This is a genomic window from Nautilia sp. PV-1 (assembly GCF_004006315.1).
Lineage (GTDB): Bacteria > Campylobacterota > Campylobacteria > Campylobacterales > Nautiliaceae > Nautilia > Nautilia profundicola_A.
This window is the reverse complement of the sequence record NZ_CP026530.1, coordinates 1,757,501-1,780,146: the sequence shown is the minus strand read 5'-3', so window position 1 is coordinate 1,780,146 and position 22,646 is coordinate 1,757,501. Positions and strand designations below refer to the sequence as shown.

The 22,646-nt window shown below is 34.0% G+C and carries 31 protein-coding genes and 2 tRNA genes (1 of these 33 cut by a window edge); 21 read left to right on the top strand and 12 right to left on the bottom strand.

Annotated elements, in window-relative coordinates; translation table 11 throughout:
* Positions 1-6: 6 nt before the first annotated feature.
* Genes rlmN through hisF form a run of 4 tightly spaced genes read right to left on the bottom strand, consistent with a single transcriptional unit; the run spans position 7 to position 2,845 of the window.
* The gene (gene rlmN / locus C3L23_RS09375; protein WP_127682059.1) at positions 7-1,074 is read right to left on the bottom strand and encodes a 23S rRNA (adenine(2503)-C(2))-methyltransferase RlmN; all 1,068 of its coding nucleotides are present in this window, start codon (positions 1,072-1,074) and stop codon (positions 7-9) included.
* Complete coding sequence (locus C3L23_RS09370; protein WP_127682057.1) at positions 1,067-1,612, bottom strand: purine-nucleoside phosphorylase; 546 nt, start codon at positions 1,610-1,612, stop codon at positions 1,067-1,069. The genes rlmN and C3L23_RS09370 overlap by 8 nt, the downstream gene beginning before the upstream one ends.
* A gap of 33 nt (positions 1,613-1,645) precedes the next feature.
* Positions 1,646-2,080 carry a hypothetical protein gene (locus C3L23_RS09365; RefSeq protein ID WP_127682055.1) on the bottom strand — a complete coding sequence of 145 codons (435 nt, stop codon included), beginning with the start codon at positions 2,078-2,080 and terminating at the stop codon, positions 1,646-1,648.
* On the bottom strand, positions 2,081-2,845 hold the full coding sequence (hisF, locus tag C3L23_RS09360) for an imidazole glycerol phosphate synthase subunit HisF (RefSeq protein WP_127682053.1): 765 nt from the start codon (positions 2,843-2,845) through the stop codon (positions 2,081-2,083).
* Positions 2,846-3,007: 162 nt separating this feature from the next.
* On the opposite strand from hisF, the gene rsmA reads away from it, so the two are divergent.
* From rsmA to C3L23_RS09525, 15 genes are all read left to right on the top strand, one after another.
* Entirely contained in the window at positions 3,008-3,742 is a 735-nt protein-coding gene (gene rsmA, locus C3L23_RS09355; RefSeq protein WP_371264365.1) for a 16S rRNA (adenine(1518)-N(6)/adenine(1519)-N(6))-dimethyltransferase RsmA, read from the top strand.
* A 19-nt stretch (positions 3,743-3,761) separates the two neighbouring features.
* Positions 3,762-5,591: a ribonuclease J gene (locus tag C3L23_RS09350; RefSeq protein WP_127682049.1), complete on the top strand. Its 1,830-nt coding sequence runs from the start codon at positions 3,762-3,764 to the stop codon at positions 5,589-5,591.
* 73 nt (positions 5,592-5,664) lie between these two features.
* Positions 5,665-5,913: a DUF493 domain-containing protein gene (locus tag C3L23_RS09345; protein ID WP_015902641.1), complete on the top strand. Its 249-nt coding sequence runs from the start codon at positions 5,665-5,667 to the stop codon at positions 5,911-5,913.
* A gap of 57 nt (positions 5,914-5,970) precedes the next feature.
* Positions 5,971-6,945: a dihydroorotase gene (gene pyrC, locus C3L23_RS09340; RefSeq protein WP_127682047.1), complete on the top strand. Its 975-nt coding sequence runs from the start codon at positions 5,971-5,973 to the stop codon at positions 6,943-6,945.
* 148 nt (positions 6,946-7,093) lie between these two features.
* The gene (locus tag C3L23_RS09335) at positions 7,094-9,199 is read left to right on the top strand and encodes a ribonucleoside triphosphate reductase (RefSeq protein ID WP_127682045.1); all 2,106 of its coding nucleotides are present in this window, start codon (positions 7,094-7,096) and stop codon (positions 9,197-9,199) included.
* A gap of 11 nt (positions 9,200-9,210) precedes the next feature.
* Positions 9,211-9,378 carry an anaerobic ribonucleoside-triphosphate reductase gene (gene nrdD / locus C3L23_RS09330; protein WP_127682043.1) on the top strand — a complete coding sequence of 56 codons (168 nt, stop codon included), beginning with the start codon at positions 9,211-9,213 and terminating at the stop codon, positions 9,376-9,378.
* Positions 9,372-10,049, top strand: a complete 678-nt coding sequence (locus C3L23_RS09325) for an anaerobic ribonucleoside-triphosphate reductase activating protein (RefSeq protein WP_127682041.1) — start codon at positions 9,372-9,374, stop codon at positions 10,047-10,049. The genes nrdD and C3L23_RS09325 overlap by 7 nt, the downstream gene beginning before the upstream one ends.
* Before the next feature lie 24 nt (positions 10,050-10,073).
* A complete protein-coding gene (locus tag C3L23_RS09320) occupies positions 10,074-10,691 on the top strand; it encodes a class I SAM-dependent methyltransferase (protein WP_127682039.1) in 618 nt (205 codons plus the stop codon).
* 60 nt (positions 10,692-10,751) lie between these two features.
* A complete protein-coding gene (locus C3L23_RS09315) occupies positions 10,752-11,051 on the top strand; it encodes a hypothetical protein (protein WP_127682037.1) in 300 nt (99 codons plus the stop codon).
* Positions 11,052-11,064: 13 nt separating this feature from the next.
* On the top strand, positions 11,065-11,622 hold the full coding sequence (locus C3L23_RS09310; RefSeq protein WP_127682035.1) for a hypothetical protein: 558 nt from the start codon (positions 11,065-11,067) through the stop codon (positions 11,620-11,622).
* Positions 11,623-11,985 (top strand): hypothetical protein, encoded by a 363-nt coding sequence (locus tag C3L23_RS09305; RefSeq protein ID WP_127682033.1) that lies wholly within the window; start codon positions 11,623-11,625, stop codon positions 11,983-11,985. It begins immediately after the preceding gene.
* Positions 11,986-12,084: 99 nt separating this feature from the next.
* Positions 12,085-12,324, top strand: a complete 240-nt coding sequence (locus tag C3L23_RS09300; protein WP_127682031.1) for a hypothetical protein — start codon at positions 12,085-12,087, stop codon at positions 12,322-12,324.
* A 203-nt stretch (positions 12,325-12,527) separates the two neighbouring features.
* Positions 12,528-13,223, top strand: a complete 696-nt coding sequence (locus tag C3L23_RS09295; RefSeq protein ID WP_127682029.1) for an MBL fold metallo-hydrolase — start codon at positions 12,528-12,530, stop codon at positions 13,221-13,223.
* Positions 13,220-14,377: a CAP domain-containing protein gene (locus C3L23_RS09290; RefSeq protein ID WP_127682027.1), complete on the top strand. Its 1,158-nt coding sequence runs from the start codon at positions 13,220-13,222 to the stop codon at positions 14,375-14,377. Before C3L23_RS09295 ends, C3L23_RS09290 begins: the two co-directional genes overlap by 4 nt.
* 1 nt (position 14,378) lies before the next feature.
* Positions 14,379-14,519, top strand: coding sequence for a lipoprotein (locus C3L23_RS09525; RefSeq protein WP_168175745.1), 141 nt, complete (start codon positions 14,379-14,381; stop codon positions 14,517-14,519).
* Here C3L23_RS09525 and C3L23_RS09285 read toward each other — a convergent pair whose 3' ends face one another.
* Positions 14,520-15,071 carry a TrmH family RNA methyltransferase gene (locus C3L23_RS09285; protein WP_246831069.1) on the bottom strand — a complete coding sequence of 184 codons (552 nt, stop codon included), beginning with the start codon at positions 15,069-15,071 and terminating at the stop codon, positions 14,520-14,522.
* Positions 15,072-15,222: 151 nt separating this feature from the next.
* Here C3L23_RS09285 and C3L23_RS09280 point away from each other — a divergent pair, with 151 nt between their 5' ends.
* Together C3L23_RS09280 and C3L23_RS09275 are read left to right on the top strand one after the other, a co-directional pair.
* The gene (locus C3L23_RS09280) at positions 15,223-15,444 is read left to right on the top strand and encodes a DUF6364 family protein (RefSeq protein ID WP_127682023.1); all 222 of its coding nucleotides are present in this window, start codon (positions 15,223-15,225) and stop codon (positions 15,442-15,444) included.
* Entirely contained in the window at positions 15,441-15,848 is a 408-nt protein-coding gene (locus tag C3L23_RS09275) for a PIN domain-containing protein (protein WP_127682021.1), read from the top strand. Before C3L23_RS09280 ends, C3L23_RS09275 begins: the two co-directional genes overlap by 4 nt.
* Before the next feature lie 169 nt (positions 15,849-16,017).
* On the opposite strand, the gene C3L23_RS09270 is transcribed toward C3L23_RS09275, so the two are convergent.
* From C3L23_RS09270 to C3L23_RS09250, 5 genes are read right to left on the bottom strand one after another with little or no spacing between them, the layout of a single operon-like run.
* Positions 16,018-16,797, bottom strand: coding sequence for a metal ABC transporter permease (locus C3L23_RS09270; protein WP_127682019.1), 780 nt, complete (start codon positions 16,795-16,797; stop codon positions 16,018-16,020).
* Positions 16,785-17,507 (bottom strand): metal ABC transporter ATP-binding protein, encoded by a 723-nt coding sequence (locus C3L23_RS09265; protein ID WP_127682017.1) that lies wholly within the window; start codon positions 17,505-17,507, stop codon positions 16,785-16,787. Before C3L23_RS09265 ends, C3L23_RS09270 begins: the two co-directional genes overlap by 13 nt.
* On the bottom strand, positions 17,504-18,307 hold the full coding sequence (locus C3L23_RS09260; RefSeq protein ID WP_127682015.1) for a metal ABC transporter solute-binding protein, Zn/Mn family: 804 nt from the start codon (positions 18,305-18,307) through the stop codon (positions 17,504-17,506). Before C3L23_RS09260 ends, C3L23_RS09265 begins: the two co-directional genes overlap by 4 nt.
* Positions 18,276-18,674, bottom strand: a complete 399-nt coding sequence (locus C3L23_RS09255; RefSeq protein WP_127682013.1) for a Fur family transcriptional regulator — start codon at positions 18,672-18,674, stop codon at positions 18,276-18,278. Before C3L23_RS09255 ends, C3L23_RS09260 begins: the two co-directional genes overlap by 32 nt.
* A 37-nt stretch (positions 18,675-18,711) precedes the next feature.
* Entirely contained in the window at positions 18,712-19,425 is a 714-nt protein-coding gene (locus tag C3L23_RS09250; protein WP_127682011.1) for an AraC family transcriptional regulator, read from the bottom strand.
* Between the two features lie 83 nt (positions 19,426-19,508).
* Here C3L23_RS09250 and C3L23_RS09245 point away from each other — a divergent pair, with 83 nt between their 5' ends.
* The 3 genes from C3L23_RS09245 (at position 19,509) to C3L23_RS09235 (ending at position 20,150) form a co-directional block, all read left to right on the top strand.
* On the top strand, positions 19,509-19,922 hold the full coding sequence (locus tag C3L23_RS09245; RefSeq protein WP_127682009.1) for a hypothetical protein: 414 nt from the start codon (positions 19,509-19,511) through the stop codon (positions 19,920-19,922).
* Positions 19,923-19,965: 43 nt separating this feature from the next.
* Positions 19,966-20,041, top strand: a tRNA-Asn gene (locus C3L23_RS09240).
* 32 nt (positions 20,042-20,073) lie between these two features.
* Positions 20,074-20,150 (top strand) — tRNA-Gly (locus C3L23_RS09235).
* A gap of 329 nt (positions 20,151-20,479) precedes the next feature.
* On the opposite strand, the gene C3L23_RS09230 is transcribed toward C3L23_RS09235, so the two are convergent.
* Both C3L23_RS09230 and tatB read right to left on the bottom strand, forming a co-directional pair.
* Positions 20,480-21,364 (bottom strand): RluA family pseudouridine synthase, encoded by an 885-nt coding sequence (locus C3L23_RS09230; RefSeq protein WP_127682007.1) that lies wholly within the window; start codon positions 21,362-21,364, stop codon positions 20,480-20,482.
* On the bottom strand, positions 21,364-21,690 hold the full coding sequence (tatB, locus tag C3L23_RS09225) for a Sec-independent protein translocase protein TatB (protein ID WP_127682005.1): 327 nt from the start codon (positions 21,688-21,690) through the stop codon (positions 21,364-21,366). The genes C3L23_RS09230 and tatB overlap by 1 nt, the downstream gene beginning before the upstream one ends.
* A gap of 71 nt (positions 21,691-21,761) precedes the next feature.
* On the opposite strand from tatB, the gene purB reads away from it, so the two are divergent.
* Positions 21,762-22,646: the 5' portion of an adenylosuccinate lyase gene (purB, locus tag C3L23_RS09220; RefSeq protein WP_127682003.1), read on the top strand. 447 nt of this gene lie beyond the right edge of the window; 885 of the gene's 1,332 nt are visible here — the first part of the coding sequence; it begins with the start codon at positions 21,762-21,764; its stop codon lies off the right edge, out of view.

Here is a 22,646-nt window from a genome sequence, read left to right as displayed (position 1 = left end):
AAACCTTTAATCGTTTTTTAGTTTTTTTTCCCTTAACTGTCCGCATGCGGCGGATATATCCATTCCTTTGCTTTTTCTAATTGTACACATTATTCCTTTATTGATCAAATAATCTTGGAATTTTTTCATAGTTTCATCATCAGGTCTTTTAAAATTGGTTCCGGGATATGGATTAAAATATATTAAATTAACTTTACTCGGAATACCGTTTAAAAGCTTTACAAGTTTTTTTGCCGATTCAATATCATCATTTACATCTTTTATTACCAGGTATTCAAACATAACTTTTTTTCTTTTGTCAATCGGAAATTCTCTGATAGCGTCTATTACACTTTGAATGTTGTATGCTTTATTAAGAGGTATCAGTTCTTCGCGCAGTTTATCATCTACGGCATGCAATGATATCGCTAAGTTTATTCCTAAATTTTCGTTTCCGAGTTTCTTTATTTTTGGAGCTATTCCTGATGTAGAAACGGTCTGGCGTCTTGGGGAAATATTCATTCCGTTCTGATCGGCTAAGATTTTAATAGCTTTAACTAAATTTTCATAATTGTCTAACGGTTCGCCCATTCCCATATAAACGATATTTAACGCTTTATTTTCGTCAAAGTTTTTAAATTTTTTCATCCACCATACCTGTGCAACTATTTCACCTGCGCTTAAATTTCTTACAAATCCGCCTTTTGCGGTTAAACAAAATGCACATCCGACTTTACATCCGACTTGCGTTGAAACACAAACGGTATATTTTGCCTCTTTTTTCTTTCCGTCTTTTATTTCTTCATCTTTCATTTTTATTAATACGGTTTCTACCGTATGTCCGTCTTGCATTTTAAACAAGAATTTTTCCGTACCGTCGCTTGCTATCTCATGATTTACCAGTTCCAGAGGATTGATTATAAATTTATCTTTTAATTCTGCTCTTAAAGTTTTAGGAATATTTTGCATTTCATCAAAGTTTTCTACATATTTTCTATATATCCATGTATAAAGCTGATTAACTCTGAATTTCGGTTTTATGCCCATGTCTACCAGTTCATCAGGTAAATAATCCATAAATATTTTTTTATCCATTAATTTCCTTTAATATATTTTTTTCTACAAGTCTTTCAATTAATAATTTTTTAGCTTTTTCAATATTCTGAATATAGTCAGTGTGTGCATTTTCATTACAGTAATTTGTTATAACAAAAATTCCAAGTGTAGGTATTTTAAATTCTTTTGCCACGCTCATAACCGAATAAAATTCCATATTTTCCGCATCTATTTTCATTTTCAAGTATTTTTCAGATATTTCTTTATCAGTGGTGATATAGTTTGAAGAGTTTATAATTGTTTCACGGGAAACATCTTTTGAAAAACTTATTATGTTTTCTATAGGCGTATAACAGTTTTTGTTTAAAAAACAGTTCTCAATATTTGAAGCACTGCTTGTCTCTATAATATCAAAAATTTTTTTATTACCGTAGCTTCCGGCCGTTCCGATAAAGATTAAAAATTCAGGTTTTTGAAATAAACAGATCCTTGTAAGATTAATTGCTGAATTAATAAGTCCAACTCCTATCGGGGTGGCAAAATTAAATATTTCATTTTTACCTGCGCTTATTATCACTTCTTTATACCTTTTTATTTTGTTTCACGTGAATCATTTACAATCAAGAATAACTTTATATTTTAGTTTAACGGTTTCAGGCTTGGTTATTATTTTGTTTTCATCCGGCGATAAAAATATTAATTCTTTTATTTTACATTTTTTGTATGTGTGTTTTACCTGCTTTATAACTGAATATTGCAGTTTGTCAGAATTTATATAAGCGACTTTAATATTTTCGAACTGAGCATCCTGAGGTGCATAAAATTCGTTATCAAGCCACATATTTATTTGTCTAGTGTCTCCTAGCAGAATATAACCGTCATCGGTTTTGATATATTTAAAAGGAAAAGTTAAATTCTGCGCTTTTGTTTTAATTAATATCGCGTCTTTTTTTGGAACGACATATTTGGTAAATACTTTTGTAAATACTACATCAAAGGCAAATATATTAACTAGTAAAATCATTAAAATAAAAATTTTTTTCATTTAATTAATCCTTACGCTTATATTGTTTTTATTGAGATAATGTTTAAGATCCATAATATCGATTTCTTTAAAATGGAAAATACTTGCGGCAAGAGCAGCATCCGCATAATGTTCAAATACGTCTTTAAAATGTTCCATTTTACCTGCTCCGCCGCTTGCTATGACAGGAACGTTTACTAGTCTTGATATTTTTTCGGTTATTTCAATATCAAAGCCTGATTTTGTCCCGTCGGTGTCCATTGATGTTAACAGTATTTCACCCGCTCCTCTGTCAATGACTTCTTTAGCCCACTGAATAGCGTCAAGACCGGTATCTTCTCTTCCGCCTTTTATAAAAACGTGCCATTTGTCAGAAGCCACTTTTTTTACATCGATTGCGACAACGATACACTGGCTGCCGAATCTTTTACTGGATTCATTAATAAAAGCCGGGTTTTTTACGGCGGCGGAATTTATAGAAACTTTATCACATCCTACATTTAATAGATTGTAAATGTCGTTAAGTTCGCTTATACCGCCTCCTACGGTTAAAGGAATAAAAACTTCACGCGCGACTTCTTTTACGATATCTACTATCGGTTTACGCCCTTCATGGCTGGCGGTAATATCTAAAAAGGTGAGTTCGTCCGCTCCTTCTTCATTATATCGTATTGCGGCTTCTATAGGATCTCCCGCATCTCTAAGTCCTACAAAATTTACGCCTTTAACAACTCTGCCGTCTTTTACATCCAGACAGGGTATTATACGCTTAGCAAAATATTCCATTAATATCCTTTATAAAATAGCAGAGGCTGAAAAGCAGAATATCGATTATTCCTATTTGTCAGAATATGTATAACTTCTCTTTCTTTTAAAACGCTGCTGTTTCTCAGCCTCTTTTTTGTTATAATTTTATCAAACTATTTACATTTAGTAAAAGGATATGATATAATCAAGGCAAAGAAAAAATTTGGACAAAATTTTTTAAAAGATAAACATTATTTGGATAAAATCGTCCAAGCGATGCCCAACACCGATAATCTGGTAGTAGAGATTGGGCCTGGCTTAGGCGATTTAACAGAAAAGCTGCTGGAAAAAAGAAGAGTAACAGCTTATGAAATTGATAAAGATTTATGTGAAATTTTAAAAGAAAAATTTCCTGATCTTGAATTAAAATGTGGTGATGTATTGGAGTTTTGGCAAGAAACTCTTGAAAATGAAAAGTATGATTTGATTGCAAATTTACCTTATTACGTTGCGACAAATATAATATTAAAAGCATTAAAAGATAAAAATGCAAAAAACATACTAGTACTTATTCAAAAAGAAGTTGCGGATAAGTTTTCTGCAAAAGCGGGGGATAAAAATTACTCATCTTTAGCGATACTTGCACAAAGTGTAGCTAAAGTAAAAAAACTGTTTGATATACCTCCGGGCGCGTTTGTTCCTGCGCCCAAGGTTACAAGCAGTGTGATTTTATTTGAAAAGTTTGAAAACTCTTTTAATGAGGAGTTTGCAAAATTTTTAAAAGTCGCTTTTGCAAACCCTAGAAAAACTCTCAGAAAAAACTTATCCGTGAAATATAAGGATTTTGATCCTGAAAAATTCGGACTTGCCAAAAGCATACGGCCTCACCAGGTAGACGGCTCTACTTTTTTCCAGCTCTTTTCTAATGTCCGCTAGGCTAAAGAAAGGAGAATAAATGGAAGAAAAAAATCAAAAAGCCGTTGTTAAAACTAAAAAAAATTATCAACAAAAAAAGACAGATCCGAAAAACTTTGTTTGGTTCAAAGATTTAAACAAAGCATTTAACGAAAACGAAAAAATTCAACAGGCGAGACTTAATTCACATACAAAAATAGACAACAATACAAAAGGGTGGGTTAGATTTACGCCTCTTGGAGGATTAGACGAAATCGGAGGAAACTGTGCTGTTCTTGAAACGGAAAACAGTGCGATTATAATCGACTGCGGAATGAGTTTTCCGAATGAAGATATGCACGGAGTGGATATTTTAATTCCCGATTTCAGTTATTTAAGAGAAATAAGACACAAAATCAAAGGTCTTATCATAACACACGGGCATGAAGACCATATAGGAGCCGTGCCGTATCTGTTTAAAGAAATGCAGTTTCCTATTTACGGAACTTCGCTTCCTCTTGCAATGATTGAAAATAAATTTAAAGAGCATAAATTATTACAGTATAAAAGCTATTTCAGAAGCGTTAAAAAACGCCATCCGATTCAAATAGGAGATTTTAAAATAGAGTGGATTCATATGACGCACTCTATTATAGACAGTTCATCTTTGGCAATACAGACGCCCGTAGGAACACTTATACATACGGGAGATTTCAAAATAGACCATACTCCGATTGACGGATATGCGCCTGATTTACACAGATTTGCATATTACGGGGAAAAGGGTGTATTAGCGCTTTTCAGCGATTCTACGAACTCATATAAGCCGGGAATTACACCGAGTGAAAGCGTAGTAGGAAATACGTTTGATGACCTGTTTTTAAAAGCGAAGGGAAGAGTGATAATGTCAACATTCTCTTCAAACATTCACAGAGTATATCAGGCAATCGAAAGAGGTATTAAACATGGAAGAAAAGTGTGTATTATCGGTAGAAGTATGGAGCAGAACCTGAATGTAGCGATGGATCTCGGTTATATCAAACTGCCTCGCGATATATTTATCGATCCTTATGAAATAGGAAAATATGAAGATCATGAGATTTTAATAGTAACTACGGGAAGCCAGGGTGAAAGTATGAGCGCTTTATACAGAATGGCGATAGACGAACACAGACATGTTAAGATTAAAGAAGGCGATCAGATAGTAATAAGCGCAAAAGCGATCCCGGGTAATGAACCTACAGTATCACAATTAATCAATTTCTTAATGAAAAAAGGCGCAAAGGTTGCGTATCAGGATTTCAGCGAAATCCACGTTTCGGGTCATGCGGCTCAGGAAGAACAAAAACTTATGCTAAGACTTGTAAAACCTAAATACTTTTTCCCTGTGCACGGTGAATACAATCACCTGATGAAACACAGAGAAACAGCCATGAGCCTTGGGATGGATGAAAATAACATATTCGTTATGGAAGATGGAGAGCAGTGGGAAATTACTCCTAAAAGAGTCAGAAAAGTCAAATCCGTAAAAGTGGGTAAAATTTATATCGATAATCAGATAAATGAAAAAATCGAAACGGATATAGTGCTAGACAGACAGAAACTTGCAAATGAGGGTATTATAATGATCGTTGCGCAGGTTGACAAACAGAAGAAAAAACTGCTTTCACGCCCTCGTGTAACGACATACGGTATTATTGCAGACAAAGAAGACAAAAATTTCGCAAAAGAAATGGAAGATATTTTAATCAATTATATAGATCATGCAAAAGATTACGTATACGAAAAAACGAGAATTTTCGAAAACGAGCTTAGAAACGTAATCAGAAAACACGTATTTAGAAAAACGAAAAAATATCCTACTATCGTTCCGATCGTTTACTTTATGTAAACCTTCTCTTTCTTAACTTTTCCTTAAATTTTTGATATAATATTAATAAATATATAAGTTTTAAGGAGGCAGTATGTCAGAAAAAGAAAACAAAATAGAATATCCAAGAATGTGGGGTTTCAGAATAATAGGCGAAGATAAAGAAAAAATGCGTCAGGCAGTTAAAGAATGCATAAACAATCAGGAATGCAATGTTGAAGACAACAAATCGCATGGAAAATACCACTCTCAAAAATTTGAAGCTTACGTAACGAGCGAAGAGGAAAGAAATGAGTTTTTCAAAAGACTTCAGGAACATAAGGACATTAAATTCGTTCTTTAATTCCTCTTTTAATTCAAACAACCAACTTATGATAAAATTACATAAAAAAGGCTTCCGATGATTACTTTGAATACTCCTATTGATATGCATCTGCATCTGCGAGAAGGCAAAATGCTGCGAGATGTAATACCTTATACGTATAATCAGTTTGCGGCGGCCGTTGTTATGCCAAATTTAGTTCCCCCTGTTGATAACAGAGAAAGACTTGAAGGATACAGGGAAGAAATTTTGCAAAACAGTGAAAATTTTACGCCTCTTATGAATGTTTTTATGAGAGAATATACAAAAGAAGAGTTAGAAGATTTAAAAGACGATATTTTTGCTGTGAAACTTTATCCGGCAGGTATAACGACTAACAGCGAAGCAGGTGTAAAATCGATTGAAAACGTATATCCTGTTTTGGAAATTATGCAAGAACTCGGTATTCCTCTTTCGGTTCACGGCGAAACAAACGGTTTTGTGCTTGACAGGGAAAGAGAGTTTGCAGTCGTATATGAAAAACTTGCCAGTGATTTTCCTAATCTTAAAATCATAATGGAACATATTTCCACATATAATCTTGCAGATCTTTTAGATAAACATGATAATCTTTATGCAACGGTGACACTTCATCATCTGCTTTTAACGCTTGACGATTTAATAGGAGGAAGTTTAAATCCTCATAATTTCTGTAAACCGGTGGTTAAAACGCCAAAAGACAGGGATGCCCTGCAGGAAATTGTGCGATCAGGACATCCAAAAGTTATGTTTGGAAGCGACAGTGCGCCTCATTCGATAGAAAACAAACTAAAAGGCGCCGCCGGACTTTTCAGCGCACCTGTTATTCTTCCGGCACTTGCCGAGTTTTTTGACGGTGATAATGATACGTTCCAAAAATTCATAAGCGACAACGCCAGAAGAAACTTTGATTTAGCTGTGCCTGAAAAAGAGGTAGTGCTTGTTGAAGAGGAGTATATTGTTCCTCAGATGGTAGGTGAAGTTAAACCTATGTATGCAGGTAAAAGATTTTCTTATAGCGTAAAAAAATCTTAAAATTTTTTTCTTTTCTTTCTATCCCGTAAAATCGGATAAAAAACTCTTATTAAGATAAAAATACTCTCGAACTCCCGGCGTTGCTTAAGTTTACATTAAAAAAAAGGATATATAATTCCTATTATTGAATAAAAATTCAGGAGTAAAAATGAAAAAAGTAATTAAAAGAGACGGTACTCCTCAGAACTATTTCCCTTATAAAATAGAAGATGCCATTAAAAAAGCTTTTGAAGCTACAAATGTTTCGTATGATCCTCAAGTATTTGAAGAAGTTATTAAACAGCTGCAGAAAATCGAAACTCCGGAAGTGGAATATATTCAGGATTTAATAGAGCACTCACTGTATAAACACGGCTATTTTGACGTAATGAAAAATTTTATGCTTTACAGACATCTGCATAAATTGCAAAGAGAAAATCTGCTTGATAAAGAAGCGACTTATATTAACTGTAATACTACAATTGACGAATATATCTCAAAACAGGACTGGAGGATAAACGCCAACTCAAATACGGGATATTCTCATGCGGGACTTATAAACAATACCGCGGGGAAGGTTATAGCCAATTACTGGCTTGACAAAGTATATTCTCCTGCCGAAGGAAAAGCGCACAGAGACGGAGATTATCATATACATGATCTTGACTGTTTGGCACCGTACTGTGCGGGATGGAGTCTTAGAAACCTGCTTAATGAAGGGTTTAACGGAGTAAGAGGAAGGGTTGAGGCAAAAGCTCCGGGACATTTCAGAAGCGCTCTTGGACAGATGGCCAATTTCCTTGGAATCCTTCAGAGCGAGTGGGCCGGCGCACAGGCATTTAGCAGTTTCGATACATATCTGGCTCCTTATGTATTTAAAGACAAACTTTCATACAGGGAAATTAAAGAAGCGATTGAAAGTTTTGTATATAACCTAAACGTACCGGCACGTTGGGGACAGAGCCCGTTTACGAATATTACCATTGACTTTACGGTGCCCGATGATTTGAAAGACCAGATTCCTACACGCAACAACAAACATCTTTTAGAGGGTGTTGAAGATGAAGAGCTATTAAAAAAATTACAAAAAAGAAATCCTAAAATCAAAAAACTCACCGATGCTACGTATAAAGATTTTGAGCCTGAAATGCAGGAAATAATAAAAGCTTTTTATGAAGTTATGACAAAAGGGGATGCAATCGGACAGCCGTTTACGTTTCCTATTCCGACTGTTAATATAACAGAAGATTTTGACTGGGATTCTCCTGCGGCAAAAGCTCTTTGGGAAAATACGGCAAGAATCGGAAGCAGTTATTTTCAAAATTTTATAGGAAGTCAGTATATAATTGATGAAAACGGAAACAGGGTCAGAAATCCTAACGCATACGAACCGGGAGCAGTCAGAAGTATGTGCTGCAGGCTTCAGCTTGATTTAAGAGAACTATTAAAAAGAGGAGGAGGACTTTTCGGTAGTGCTGAAATGACGGGAAGTATAGGTGTTGTGACTATCAATATGGCAAGACTCGGATATCTTTATAAAGGAGATAAGCAGGCTCTTCTCGAAAGACTGACGGAACTTATGGATCTCGCCAAATCAACGCTTGAGAAAAAAAGAAAATTTGTTCAGGAAATGTATGAAAGAGGTCTTTATCCTTATACGAAAAGATATCTCCCCGGCTTTAACAATCATTTTTCAACCATCGGTGTAAACGGTATGAATGAAATGATTAGAAACTTTACTAACGACAAAGAAAACATAGCAAGCGAATGGGGAGTTGAATTTGCTAAAGAAATTCTTGATTTTATGAGAGAAAGACTTAAAAAATATCAGGAAGAAACAGGAAATCTTTATAACCTTGAAGCAACACCTGCAGAAGGAACCACTTACAGATTTGCAAAAGAAGACAAAAAAAGATTCCCTAATATGATCCAGGCTGGCTTTGAAGACGCTCCTTATTATACTAACTCTTCTCAGCTGCCTGCCGATTATACTGATGATCCTTTTGAAGCTCTTGAGCTTCAGGACGAACTTCAGACTATGTATACCGGAGGAACCGTTCTGCATCTGTATATGAGCGAAAAACTTAGCTCCACAGAAGCGGCAAAAAACCTCGTCAAAAAGGCAATTACGAGATTCAGACTGCCGTATATTTCTATTACGCCTGTATTTTCGGTATGTCCGAAACACGGTTATATTGCCGGTGAACACGAATACTGTCCGTATTGCGATGCAGAGCTTTTAGAAGAAATAGAAAAAGAAAAATTTAATAAATAAAAGGAGAGAGAATGGAAGTAAAAACATTATCAAAAGAAGAAATTTTAGAAAAAGTAAAAGAAAAAAGACAAAAATGCATGGTTTATACAAGAGTAATGGGTTATCACAGACCTGTTGAAAGTTTTAATATCGGTAAAAAAGCAGAGCATAAAGAAAGAACTTATTTCAAAGAATGTTAGGTATTTATTCTATTCAAAAGTTTTCTTCTCTTGACTTTCCCGGGCGTCTTTGTGCGATTTTATGGTTTAGCGGCTGTAATATGCGCTGTCCTTACTGTTATAACAAAGACGTCGTATTTGGGGAAAAACAGATAGAAGAAGACGAGGTGCTGGAATTTTTGAAAAAGCGTGTAGGGCTACTTGACGGTGTAAGTTTTACAGGCGGTGAAGCCACGCTTTATAAAAATATTATTCCTTTTAGCAGAAAAATTAAAGAGATGGGTTTTGAAATCAAGCTCGACACCAACGGACTGAATTTTGACGTCATTAAACAGATGGTTGATGAAAATCTTGTCGATTATATCGCGCTTGATTTTAAAGCCCCGCCCGAAAAGTTTGAAACCGTTACAAAAAGCAGACATTTTGACAGATACGAAAAAACACTTGATTTTTTAATATCGAGTAACGTTGAATTTGAAGTCCGCACAACCGTTCATACAGATTTGTTGGATGAAAACGATATAAACGAAATAATCAAAACACTGCATAATAAAGGCTACAAAGGCATATATTACCTTCAAAACTACTTCGAATCCGATAAAGAAACATTAGGAAATATAGGTCCTCAAAAAAGAAAATTAGACACTTCCAAAATATCAGGCTTAATACCCGTAGAATTTAGGAATTTTTAGTATAATCAGACAAAAAGAGGATTTATGAGCCTTTTTGATTTATATTATAAAGACTATGAAGAGTGGTTTGAAAAATATCATGAAATCTATGAAGAAGAGCTTAAAACCGTAAAAACCCTTTTGCCAAAAGGCAGAGGGATGGAAGTGGGAGTCGGAAGCGGGAGGTTTGCGGCGCCTCTTGGTATCAAATTCGGGATAGAACCGAGCCGTAAAATGGCTGAAATCGCAAGAAGCAAAGGTTTGAAAGTTGTTGAAACCACGGCTGAAGAGATGGATTTTGAGGATGAATTTGATTTTATATTGATGGTGACGACAATATGCTTTGTAAAAGATCCTGAAAAAACTATTTCTAATTGTTATAGAGCACTTAAAAAAGGCGGATATCTTTTAGTTGCCTTTGTTGATCTGGATTCGCCTCTTGGCAGAATGTATGAAAAAAACAAAGCAAAATCCAAATTTTACGCACCTGCTACATTTTTTACCAAAAACGATATAATAAACCTTATGAAAAAAGCCGGGTTTAATGATTTTGAATGCAAAGAAAACCTTTACGGCGACAGTCTTGATAGTCTGACATTCGGAATAAACGGCTGCAACGGCGGAGCTTTTAAAGTTGTAAAGGGGAAAAAAGATTTAAAATAAAATTTTAGAATTTTAATAAAAAAGTGCTATAATAGAAAAAGTTTGTTTAAAGGAATGATAATGGATTCGTTAAAAACAGAAGTAATACTTGCCGGACTTGCGGATGTCATAGGGCAGCTAGCCTGGTATGAGGATATCGCAGTTAAGAGAGAAGAACTTAAAGATGCCGAAAGAATAAAAACCCTGCAGAAAAAAGCGCTTGAGTTATCCAACAGCATTAGAATTAACGGGGCTGACAGTATTGACGGTCTTGAAGAAAGATATAAAGAAATCAGAAAAGAGTATGACGGGTATTTCGAAAAATACAACCAGATTGTGCAGGAGTCTGTAAAGCAGTTTGACGGACAGGTAAAAGTTTAATAAAGGAATTAAAATGAACGAAGACATTTTAATAAAAATCCTTGAAAAAGTGGAAGAACAAAACAGCAAAATCGACTCCCTCATATCCGAAAACGAGCAGTTAAGAAAAGAATTAGCCGAAGTGAAGGATGAGGTAAAGGAAGCAAAAGAAAACGCACAGGAAACAAAAGAGGAAACTAAAAAGTTTTATAAAGCGTTAGCGGAGGAAGTCGTAATGACGCTTGCGGATTTTATAAAAAAAGCGCTTGACAAAAACGATGAAAAACTGATGGGCGAAATAGACGAAAAACTAAAAGGCATAGCCGGACTAATCGACAACGGGGAAAAATTTGAGAAACTGAAAGAGTATATTCATAATGAGTTAGACGAATTAGGAGGAGACGTGGTTAGAATGTTAAGTAGAAATCAAGTTGATATAAGCGACAACCTTATCCAACACCACAAAGACGTATTAAACAGACTTAACAAAATGGAATACGAAATAAAAACCGAAATAAAAACTATAAGAGATCCTGACTATAGATATAGACTTCCGGACGGGACTGTGTCAATAGGGCTTCCGGTTAAATAAATGCCTACAGCCGAAGAAATAAAAAAAACTAAAGAGATGTTCGGGCATATATCCGAAATGCCCGTTGAAAAACAAAGAGAAATAGCCGAATGGTTAGAGAGGATATTGTGGGATAGCAGTTTAAATCCCGATGAGTTTTTAGTTATGTTCGCCAACGCAGACGAAGACGTAAAAAAAAGATGGTTTTCAAAAATTCTAACCCATATGGATTTGTATGAAATGAATACTATATTTACTCCCGAAGTCGTTTGGAAATATGCGCTTGACGATGAAGTTATAAATATGCTTTTTCCCGATAATCATAAAATGCTTTGGAAAAGCATTAAAAAAAGACTTAAAAATTTGGGCTTGGCGGAAGAATAAAGATACGTAATTCTCACAAGATAATCCAGCTTTTCATAAAATAGTCCAACGAAAAAAATATATTATAATTATTCCAACAAAATTATAAAAAGGTTGCAAATGTCTTCTAACAATAAAGAAAGAACAACTTATTTTGGATTAAAAGTATATAATATTGATAATCAGGACTATGTGAGAGAGGAAGACATTAAAAAACTGCCGTTTTATAACTTTTGGAAGACAAGCGCAACAGGCTCAACCTGTATAGCCGATGATAAGCTCGGAATTTTAATTCATCTTTATGACTGGGAAGAATTTTCAGTGCTTTTTATTAAAACAGGCAAACACAGATATATGTAAGAATGAAAATCAGCCAATCGTATTTAAAAACTATATAAAAACTCCCGCCCTTTCTTTTTTTTATAACCCTTACATTTCAACCGAAAAATTGCAATAATACCGTTAAGTGCATATAAAAGTTTGCTTTATAATTAAAAAAAAGTTTAAACTGTCTATTATGCTTTAGACGGTTGTGCTAAAATATGAAAAAACAAAGGTAAAAAATGCAGTTCAGCATAGTATTTGACAATTACATAGCAAACGAAAAACTGGAAAGTTTTTGGGGGTTTTCGTGTGTAATCAATGACTATTTTCTTTTTGATACGGGAAGCAACGGGCGTGCGCTTGTAAGAAACATAGCAAAAATGGGATTTGATATTAATGAATTTAAATACCTTTTTATATCTCATCCTCACTGGGATCATATAGGCGGAATCGACAGTATTGTGGACGTAAACAGAAAAATGAGCCTGATACTTCCTAATTCACTTTCAAAGCTTTATATAAGGGATTTAAAGACGCTTTCACGTGAAACAATTGTAGCGGACAGTAATCCTAAGAAACTTTTTGGAAGTTTTTACACTACGGGCGTAATGGAGCCTGTGGGAGAGCAGAGTCTTGTGATTGACGAGGGGGAATTTAGCGTGGTTGTGACCGGATGTGCGCATCCGGGAATCGTAAATATTGTAAAAAGGGCAATAGAAATGCTGAATAAGCCCGTATTGTATGCTTTAGGAGGATTCCATCTTATGAGAAGCCCTGAAGCAGAAATAACCGAAACTATAAGAGAGCTTAAAAGCTTGGGTGTAGAATACGTAACTCCTACGCATTGCAGCGGTGACAGGGCTATTGAAATGTTTAAAGACGCTTACGGGGAAAATTACATTCCCGGAGGCGTCGGAAGGGTGATAGAGTTTTGAAAAAGATTATAATCTTTTTAGCCGTTTTTCTTTTTGCCAATCCTCTTTTTATTATAAACGAATACAGAAGCGCTGTGGGTTTGAACTCATTGGAAGATAATCCTTCTTTGGATTTTGCCGCAAAACTGCATGCAAAATATATGTTTAAAAACAATGAATTTTCTCATTACGAAAAAAAATACGGATACAGATTCGCCGGCGTTACTCCGGCTGACAGGGCAATGAGCTGCGGTTATCCTTCCAGGTTTGTTATTGAAAATATTTCAAAAGGAGAAAAAAGCTATAAAGAATCTGTTAAAGATTTGTTCAGTGCAATATATCACAGACTTGCTTTTTTGAATTTTAATATTAACGAAATAGGCTATTACCGTTTAAACGATATTTATGTATATGATATGGGAAATAAATATATTAGTGAAGCCTGTGATAATTTGGAAAAATTTAACAGCGGGTTTGCAGGTCTTTGCAGGGATAAAAATAAAATAATTCCAAAAGAAGTATATATTGCAAATATGCAGAATAATCCCAAAGTTGTGTTCTGGCCGTATAACGGTATGAAAAACACTCCGCCTGTTTTTTATGATGAAATACCCGATCCTCTTCCGGATTATGGAGTCTGCGGTTATCCTGTAAGTATAAGCTTTAATCCGTATTATTATAAAAACAAGAAAATACAGCTTATTACATTTACTCTGTATAAAGGGAAAATGCCTGTTAACGATGTTAAAATAATTACATCTGAAACCGACGAAAATCATATGCTTAAAAAAACCGATTTTGTTTTATTTCCGCTGCAAAGACTGGAATACGGAGCAAAATACAATGTCGAAGCCGATTTTGTAATAGACGGTAAAATCAAAAGTTATAAATGGTCTTTTGAAGTGGAGGATAAATATATCCCTGTAATTAACGTAATAGGCAATAAAGGAAAATATTATATAAAACCGAATATTACATACCTGATTTATTTTAAACCTTTAAATAAAAACGATAAACTTTCCGATTTAAAATATGAATTCAGAAGAGGGCTTACCATTAACAAAATCGGTTATAAAGACGCCAATACCCTTTATCTCAATATTTCCGGCAAAAATAATAAAAAACTTAAAATTTACACCAAAAACAGACGGATTACATTAATTATAAAGGATTAGAATGAAAAAAATTTTATTTGGTATCTGTGTTCTTTTTTTTATTACGGGATGCAGTTCCAAGCAGGAAGTAAATAAAGCCAATTCCATACAAATGCAAAAACAGGATGCAAATAAAGCATGGAAAGAGCTGGACACTCAATAATTAATTTTTGGGTTTGTGTCTTACTCTTCTCAGCTCTTTTTCTATAATATCGTCATATGCCCATTTTTTAAGGGTTTTTTCAATCAGTTCCTGAGGCAGTGAAGGAGTGTCATACATGCCTTTTGCGGCTCTTTGGCGTTGAGCTTCATACAAAATGACCGCATTTGCTACGGATACGTTAAGACTCTGGCTCATTCCGTACATCGGGATTATTACTTTTTTATCTGCGTATTTTATACTTATGTCGCTTGCACCGTCCACTTCGTTGCCTAATACTATTAAGGTCGGTTTTGTATAATCAACTTCCCTGAAATCGACCGTTTCCTCATCAAGCAGCGTTACTACCACCTGATAGCCTTCTTTTTTAATGCTTTTATAAAATTCCTCAATATCTTCAACATATTCGTGAAATATCCATTTATGCGCACCCATTGTTATTTCGTTGTTAAGTCTAACTTTTCTCTGATGTCTGTAGTAAAGCTTTCCTACATTTACGGCATCGCATGTTCTGACGATTGCCGAGAGGTTATGTGATGAGAATACATAATCCATAAAAACCCTCAGGGTATTTTGACGGGTGTTTAAAATACTTTTCATTTTTTCAAGACGCTCTTCGCTTACAAGATACAAGGTTTTCCTTTTTTGTTGAAATTATACTAAAATTGTCGTATAATAATAAATAAACTATACAACAAGGATTAAAATGAATGCAAAAATTACTCTTTACAGTGATAAAGAACTTATTGAAAAAATAAAAAAATATGCAAAAAAGAAAAATACGAGTGTATCAGCAATAGTTAATGAATTTTTTAAATCACTACTTGAAAAAAATCAATCCGCTCCTATTACCGATTCTTTGGCAGGAATTTTAAAAGATGTAAAAATTGAAGATTATAAAAAACATTTGGAAGAAAAATATTTATGAAAATATTACTTGATATAAATGTCGTTCTCGATTTCTTCTTACAAAGAGAGCCGTTTTTTGAAGAAATGTATAAAATTTTCAGTGCAGTTGAAAATAAAAAGATTGAAGGTTTTTTATGTGCTTCAAGTATAAATACAATACATTATTTAACTTCAAAGTCTCTTAATAAAAAAACGGCGGATGAAATAGTATATAAACTTTTAAAACTGTTTGAAATAGCCGAGGTTAACAAAGCGGTTTTGCTTGAAGCGCTAAATAGCAGTTTTAACGATTTTGAAGACAGCATTGTTTATTCAAGCGCATATATGAAAGGTATAGATTATATAGTTACAAGAGATAAAAAAGGCTTTAAAACATCAAAAGTGAAAATTCTGACTCCTGCCGAAATGACTGCTAAACTTTAGAAGAAATTTCTTCAAAAAAATCGCAGATGTCGACGTTAAGTGCTTTTGCAATCTGTATTAAATGAATTATATTGAAGTGTTGTTTTTTATGATAAATTTTCGCACATGAAACTATACTTACAGATTTATGGCCTATTAAATGAGCAAGTTCTAATTGAAAAATACCTTTTTACCTTTTCCTAAACATACTCAAAAAAAGTCCCGCGGCAGCAAGTATAACGATAATCGGTGTCGGTGCCAAATCGTAAAAATAGCTGATAATAATACCCGCTGTTATAAATACCGCGGAAAGGATGGAGCTTAAAATTATCATCTGATAGAATTTTTTGGTAAATTTTTCCGCTATTAAAGGAGGTATGGTAAAAAGGGCCAGAATTAAAATAATACCTATAGATTTAACGCTCATAACGACGGTCAGAGACGTTAAAATTAAAAAATAAGTATATAAAATATTAGCGTTAACGCCTCTTACCTTTAAAAATTCCATATCGTAGCTCATTGCAAGAAATCTGTTATAGAGAAAAATTACGGATACAATCAGTAAAACGTCTATTGCTGACATAATTATCAAGTCTTTGTTTTCAATAAGAAGAATGTTTCCAAACAGATAGCTTAGAGCGTCGGCATTGTATCCAGGTGTTAAATTTAGGAAAATAATACCTATACTCATTCCTATCGCCCATATAACACCTATAAGACTATCGAGCCTGTGACGGTAGTATATTGCTATGAATGACAGTATAAAAGCAAGAAGCAGAGTAAAGAGTGTTGTTGAAAGCAGTATATTGACTCCAAGAAAAATGCCTATACCTATTCCTCCGAAACTTCCGTGTGCGATACTTCCGGTAATGGCTGTGGCTTTGTTTATAACTATCAGACTTCCGATAATTCCTATCGCTATGCTTAAAAGCGCTCCGGCATATACCGAATTAGATATTAAATCCCACACGATTCTTCCTTTAAAAATTCTATAAGTTCAACTTCACAGAAATGTTTGTCTTTAGGAATATTTAGTTTAGGCCCCTCGTGAATTACCGCTTTTTTATTTATAAAGGCGATTTTGTCCACTTTTCTGAGAAGTATTTTTATATCGTGACTGACAACAATTCTTGTAATATCAAGACTTTCTATTAAATCGAGTATTTCCTGCTGTCCCGCAGGGTCGATTGCGCTTGTCGGTTCATCCATGATTATTATTTCAGGTTCGCTTACAAGCGCTCTTGCTATTAAAACTTTTTGTCTTTGTCCCCCTGAAAGGTCTTTTATTTTTCTGTCGGCAAAATGTTCTATTTTAAGGGTTTGTAAAGTTTTCATCGCTTTTTCTTTATCTTTTTTATTGTAAAAAAATTTTCCTTTTTTCAGTCTTCCCTGCAAAACTATGTCAAAAACCGTAATAGGAATATCAAGTGAAAAATTTGTATGCTGAGGTACATATCCGATTATTTCTTTTACTTTTTCAGGTTTTTTTCCGTATATGAAAATTTCGCCTTTTGTCGGTTTTAAAAAACCTAAGATCAGTTTTAAAAGAGTGGTTTTCCCTCCGCCGTTAGGACCTATGATTGCCATAAACTCTTTATCTTTAAGAGAAAAATTTATATTTTCCAGCACCGTTTCTTTATCATATTGAAAATAAAGGTTTTTTACGTCCAGTGCATTCATTTCAAAACCTCTATAAGCCGATTTATTGTAACCGAAGGTTTTTCATTTAACGGAGAAATCACAACAACTTCGGCGCCAATTTTAGAAGCAACGATTTTTGCGTATTTAGTCGGGAATTCAGGTGAAATTATCACAGTTTTCACACGGTCTTCTTTTGCCAGTTTTATAATTTTTGCTAAATATGCGAAGCTTGGGCTTTTGCCTTCTTTTTGAATGGCAATTTCCTTGATCATAAAATCTTTTGCAAAATAGTGAAATGAAGGATGAAAGGTAATAAATGCTTTTTGATGAATATTGTTAAAGCCTTTGGTTTCAAGTTTTGCAAGCTTGCTGATATATGTTTCATAATTTTTCAGATAGAAGTCTTTATTTTTAGGATCATGTTTTAATAAAGTGTCTAAAACTGCTTTTGATTCAAGCTGCAGCAGTGCCGGGCTCAGCCAAATGTGGGGATTGGAGTCTTTTTTAAGATATTTTCCGAAATCGATAATTTCGATTTGCGGATTTATTTCTTTAATTTTTGAAATATATTTTTTATCAAACGGCACTCCAACAGTAAAATAGATATCTGATTTTTTTAGTTCTTTGAGCTGTTTGAAGTTGGGAGAATAAGTTGCCGGCGAATTTCCCGGAGGAACCATTACGTTTACGCTTACCTTGTCTCCTCCTATTGCCTTAACAACGCCTTTTTGAGGCAGTATCGTAACACTTATATTCAACGCAAAAAGCGGTGTCATAAAAAACATAATTAATAATGTTTTTAACTTTTCACTTTTCATTTTTAACTTCTTTGCATTCATCGCATATTCCTTTAAAAATAACTTCTATCTCTTCAATATCGTATTCGCTGTAATTGGAAAGACTTAAAATATCTTCGGCGTTAAAAGGTTTAAGACAAAATATTTTCTTGCATATTCTGCATTCAAAGTGGGGATGGATTGGATTGTGGATTTTACAGTTCAGTTCGTAATAACCTATACCTTCACTGTTTTTTATTTCCCTTATGGTGTTTTTTTTAAGCAGATGTTTTAAGTTTCTGTATATGGTTGCTTTGTCTACGTCAAGAAAATCCTGCAACTCTTTTGCACTAAGCAGATGTTTTTCTTCTAACAATAAAGCTATTTTAAGTTCCGTTTTTTTAAGATTTTCTATGTTTTGACAATTCATAATAAAATTATATCAAAAATGCAACTCAGTTGCAAAATCAGTGTTTAGGTGTAAAACCGAATACTTTTTTAAATTCTTTTATAAAATGGCTTTGATCGCTAAAACCCGCAAGTGTTGCCACGATAGACAGGTTTTTTTCTTTTTTCATAAGCTCTATCGCGTAATTTAATCTTTTGATTATTATATATTGATGGGGTGTAAGTCCCGTTTGGTTTTTAAAAAGTCTTAAAAAATGGTATTTACTTAAATTTTCTAAAGCCGCGAGATCTTCTAGGATAATTTTATCTGTAAAACGGCTGTTTATGTATTCCAAAGAGGATTGCAGTTTTTTTTCCGGAAGATGAATTGTCTGTCTGCTGTAAATAAGCAGTTTTTCAAAGAAAAAATAGATGGATTCTTCCTGATTGTTGTACATTTTTATAAAATAACCGTTAAGTTCTTTGGAATTTATTTTATTTTCGAAAATTAAATTTTTTTTATTGGCTATTTCATAGGTGATTTCATTAACTGTATCCGTATCTAAAACGATACTTTTATATTCCCATATTCCTTTTGTTACATAATGGACTTCATAAGGATTGATAATTCTAAAATCGTTTTTTTTATAAGTAATTTTTTTACTGTTAAACATGACTTCACATTCCCCGTTTGTTATCAGTGCAAATGAATATGTCTGATGAAAATGGGGTTTAAATTCGGTATTTTGATTTTTATTTTCAATATAGGTAAGTTTGTTTTTAAATTCAATCATGATTAACCTTAAAATAATATAATAGAATTATAATTTATTATAAGATACTTGCGATAGTAAAATATTGCTTTAAAAGGATGTTTATGTTAAAAAAAGCTTTTAATCTTTGGCTGAAAATAGCGATTTTTATGCTGTTTGTTATAATTGCGGACTTTATGATATTCGAGGTGTTGTTAGTTTACTGGCATCTGTTTTTTTATATGAAAGAAATTTTTATAACTATTTTTGCAGTTACTATTATATTCAGCATATTTGCGGTAGGATATTTTTTTGAACAGTTTGGAATTGAAGTCAAAGCAAAGAACAGATTTTTTAAATATATTAAAATTTATTTCTCTGTTCTTTGGAGAGCTTTAATTATAGTAACTCCGGTTATCGGTTTAATTGCTTATGTTTTTCATGGTAGTATCGGAAGCAGAATAGCTACCATTTTTATAGAAATATTAGCCGGTTTTCCGGCAATATACTGGTATTTAAAAAAATTAGACAAAAAATAATACTTGCAAAGTTTTGAATTTTTGTTATAATTTCAATCCGCATTCCGGCGTAGCTCAGTCGGTAGAGCAGACGGCTGTTAACCGTCGGGTCAGAGGTTCGAGTCCTCTCGCCGGAGCCATTTAAGTATGCTTTTACAGTGCCAGGCACTTTGCGGGCTTAGCTCAGCTGGCTAGAGCGCCACCTTGCCAAGGTGGAGGTCGCGGGTTCGAATCCCGTAGCCCGCTCCATTGAAAAAAAGAAAATTTGAAATTTATAAATTTAGTGTCAGGCGCTAAGATTTTAAGAAAAATAAAAAAAAGGCTATTGAATAGCCTCTTGAGGAATTGCAGTCACGACAATCCCTCTAAAGTCTCCTAATTTATATCCTATTGCTTTGTCATTAGGATAGTTTTCATGAATTAATTCTAACAGTTTAAGAATAATATTTGAGTATCTTAATATAATAAAGTGACAGACACTGTAAATAAAAAAACCTAAACAGGCCGAATCGGCCTTGTAGAGGAGGTTTTAAACTTTTAAGGAGGGGAAATTGAGTTTGAATTATAACTAAAAAAGCTTAATTTTCGCTTAATTCTTTTTCAAAAGATCTGCTTGTAATTACGTATTTGTTATTCATAAACATAAATTCAAGATAATATGCATGAAGCATTAATCGTTCGGCTCCGGTTTTTACAATTCTTTCTTCTTTGGTAATAAGTTTATTTAGATATCTGTCGGCAAAATCATTGTCTACTCCGTATAGAGGGTCTCCTACTATCGGATGTCCTATACTGTACAGATGAACTCTTATCTGATGCTGTCTGCCCGTTAAGGGAATGCATTCTACGAGAGTTTTGTTTCCAATTTTTTTTATAGGTTTTATTATTGTTATTGATTCTTTTCCTTCAGGATGAATCATAACTTTTACTTTTATATTTTCATCTTTGTTTACGGCTATAGGTTTTTTAATGGTTATTTCTTTGTTTAAATGACCGTTTATTAAAGCAAGATATTTTTTTTGTATTTCTTTGTCTTGGAAAGATTTTTTTAATACGCTTTCGCTGAATTTATTTTTACTGGCCATGACGAGTCCGCTAGTCTCTTTATCCAAACGATGGACCAGGTTTGCATCATTACCCCACAACGCTCTTACATCATCAAGCAGGCTTTTTGTATTGGCAAGTTTTTTAGGATGTATTGCTACGCCGCTTGGTTTGTCGAATATTGCAAAATGGGCTGTTTCAAATATAGGTTTTAGTCCGTATCCGTTGGGCTCAAAAACAATGCATTTTAATTTGCCGCTTGCTCGGGCGCTTTTTTTCGTAACTCTTTTATCATTGACGGAAACTCTTCCTCTGTCAATGGCTCTTTTGGCTTCTCTGACATTAAATCCGAGTTTTTTAACTAAAAAATCAAGAATTTTTTCATCATTTATTAAAAACTCTTTAACAATAAAACCCATTATTTAAGCATATCCGAATAATCTTTCTTTTTTCCCATTGCGGTTAAATCATCTAAGCTTGTCAGTCCCTGATTGATAGCTCCCACGTCACTGTCTACTTTTTTTTGTAAATCTTGAAGCTGTTTTTTATATTTTTCCATTTCTTCTTTCATTTCCTCAAGTTCAAGTTCTCTTCTGATATCAGCAGTTGCGTCTCTCCACATTTTTTTAAGTTTTCCGACGAATCTTCCTACTTGAACCATTGCTTCCGGCAGTTTGTCAGGACCTAGAACAATAACCGCAATTATGGCTATAAATAAAATTTCGTTAAATCCTAAATCAGGCATTAGTCACCTTTTTTAGTGAATTATAGCACAACTAAGTTAATTTGATACAATTACATTAAAAAAGGCAGGGTATGGTTGAAAGATATGCTAGGGAAGAAATGAAAAAACTTTGGGATATGAATGCAAAATATAAAGCATGGCTTGATGTAGAAATAGCGGCTGTTAAAGCATGGAACAAACTTGGGCTTATTCCTGACGAAGATGCCAGAAAAATAGAGCAAAACGCAAAATTTGACATTAAAAGAATCGATGAAATCGAAAGAGAAACAAAACACGACGTTATAGCGTTTTTAACAAGCGTAGCTGAAAGTTTGGGCGAAGAGAGCAGATGGGTTCACTACGGTATGACTTCAAGCGACACTATCGATACCGCAGTAGCGCTTCAGATGAGAGACTCACTTAAAATCATTATCGATGATGTTAAAATGGTAATGGAATCAATCAAAAAAAGAGCCATGGAGCATAAATATACGCTTATGGTCGGAAGAAGCCACGGTATTCACGGTGAACCTATTACATTCGGACTTGTTTTGTCAATCTGGTACGATGAAATGAAAAGACATCTTAAAAACCTTGAAGAAACGCTAGAGGTAATCAGTGTAGGTAAAATAAGCGGTGCTATGGGTAATTTCGCTCATGCTCCAATTGAACTTGAAGAACTTACATGTGAATTTTTGGGACTAAAACCCGCACCTATTTCAAACCAGGTAATTCAAAGAGACAGATACGCAAGACTGGCTTCTACTTTGGGTCTTATTGCTTCAACCGTCGAAAAAATCGCCGTTAATATCAGACATTTTCAAAGAACGGAAGTATATGAAGCGGAAGAGTTTTTCTCTAAAGGTCAAAAAGGTTCGTCTGCTATGCCACATAAAAGAAACCCGGTCCTTAGTGAAAATATCACTGGACTAGCTAGAGTTATAAGAGCATATGTTAATCCTGCTATGGAAAATGTG

Coding starts and splice junctions, on each gene's coding strand:
- C3L23_RS09230 (WP_127682007.1), bottom strand. CDS start 21,364: ATGGGTTTTATTGTTAAAGAGTTTTTAATAAATGATGAAAAAATTCTT.
- C3L23_RS09345 (WP_015902641.1), top strand. CDS start 5,665: ATGTCAGAAAAAGAAAACAAAATAGAATATCCAAGAATGTGGGGTTTC.
- hisF (WP_127682053.1), bottom strand. CDS start 2,845: ATGGAATATTTTGCTAAGCGTATAATACCCTGTCTGGATGTAAAAGAC.
- nrdD (WP_127682043.1), top strand. CDS start 9,211: ATGGAAGTAAAAACATTATCAAAAGAAGAAATTTTAGAAAAAGTAAAA.
- C3L23_RS09350 (WP_127682049.1), top strand. CDS start 3,762: ATGGAAGAAAAAAATCAAAAAGCCGTTGTTAAAACTAAAAAAAATTAT.
- C3L23_RS09320 (WP_127682039.1), top strand. CDS start 10,074: ATGAGCCTTTTTGATTTATATTATAAAGACTATGAAGAGTGGTTTGAA.
- C3L23_RS09285 (WP_246831069.1), bottom strand. CDS start 15,071: ATGGATTATGTATTCTCATCACATAACCTCTCGGCAATCGTCAGAACA.
- C3L23_RS09245 (WP_127682009.1), top strand. CDS start 19,509: ATGTTAAAAAAAGCTTTTAATCTTTGGCTGAAAATAGCGATTTTTATG.
- C3L23_RS09295 (WP_127682029.1), top strand. CDS start 12,528: ATGCAGTTCAGCATAGTATTTGACAATTACATAGCAAACGAAAAACTG.
- tatB (WP_127682005.1), bottom strand. CDS start 21,690: ATGCCTGATTTAGGATTTAACGAAATTTTATTTATAGCCATAATTGCG.
- C3L23_RS09365 (WP_127682055.1), bottom strand. CDS start 2,080: ATGAAAAAAATTTTTATTTTAATGATTTTACTAGTTAATATATTTGCC.
- rlmN (WP_127682059.1), bottom strand. CDS start 1,074: ATGGATAAAAAAATATTTATGGATTATTTACCTGATGAACTGGTAGAC.
- C3L23_RS09305 (WP_127682033.1), top strand. CDS start 11,623: ATGCCTACAGCCGAAGAAATAAAAAAAACTAAAGAGATGTTCGGGCAT.
- C3L23_RS09275 (WP_127682021.1), top strand. CDS start 15,441: ATGAAAATATTACTTGATATAAATGTCGTTCTCGATTTCTTCTTACAA.
- C3L23_RS09265 (WP_127682017.1), bottom strand. CDS start 17,507: ATGAATGCACTGGACGTAAAAAACCTTTATTTTCAATATGATAAAGAA.
- C3L23_RS09255 (WP_127682013.1), bottom strand. CDS start 18,674: ATGAATTGTCAAAACATAGAAAATCTTAAAAAAACGGAACTTAAAATA.
- C3L23_RS09260 (WP_127682015.1), bottom strand. CDS start 18,307: ATGAATGCAAAGAAGTTAAAAATGAAAAGTGAAAAGTTAAAAACATTA.
- C3L23_RS09315 (WP_127682037.1), top strand. CDS start 10,752: ATGGATTCGTTAAAAACAGAAGTAATACTTGCCGGACTTGCGGATGTC.
- C3L23_RS09280 (WP_127682023.1), top strand. CDS start 15,223: ATGAATGCAAAAATTACTCTTTACAGTGATAAAGAACTTATTGAAAAA.
- C3L23_RS09325 (WP_127682041.1), top strand. CDS start 9,372: ATGTTAGGTATTTATTCTATTCAAAAGTTTTCTTCTCTTGACTTTCCC.
- C3L23_RS09300 (WP_127682031.1), top strand. CDS start 12,085: ATGTCTTCTAACAATAAAGAAAGAACAACTTATTTTGGATTAAAAGTA.
- pyrC (WP_127682047.1), top strand. CDS start 5,971: ATGATTACTTTGAATACTCCTATTGATATGCATCTGCATCTGCGAGAA.
- C3L23_RS09250 (WP_127682011.1), bottom strand. CDS start 19,425: ATGATTGAATTTAAAAACAAACTTACCTATATTGAAAATAAAAATCAA.
- C3L23_RS09525 (WP_168175745.1), top strand. CDS start 14,379: ATGAAAAAAATTTTATTTGGTATCTGTGTTCTTTTTTTTATTACGGGA.
- C3L23_RS09310 (WP_127682035.1), top strand. CDS start 11,065: ATGAACGAAGACATTTTAATAAAAATCCTTGAAAAAGTGGAAGAACAA.
- C3L23_RS09335 (WP_127682045.1), top strand. CDS start 7,094: ATGAAAAAAGTAATTAAAAGAGACGGTACTCCTCAGAACTATTTCCCT.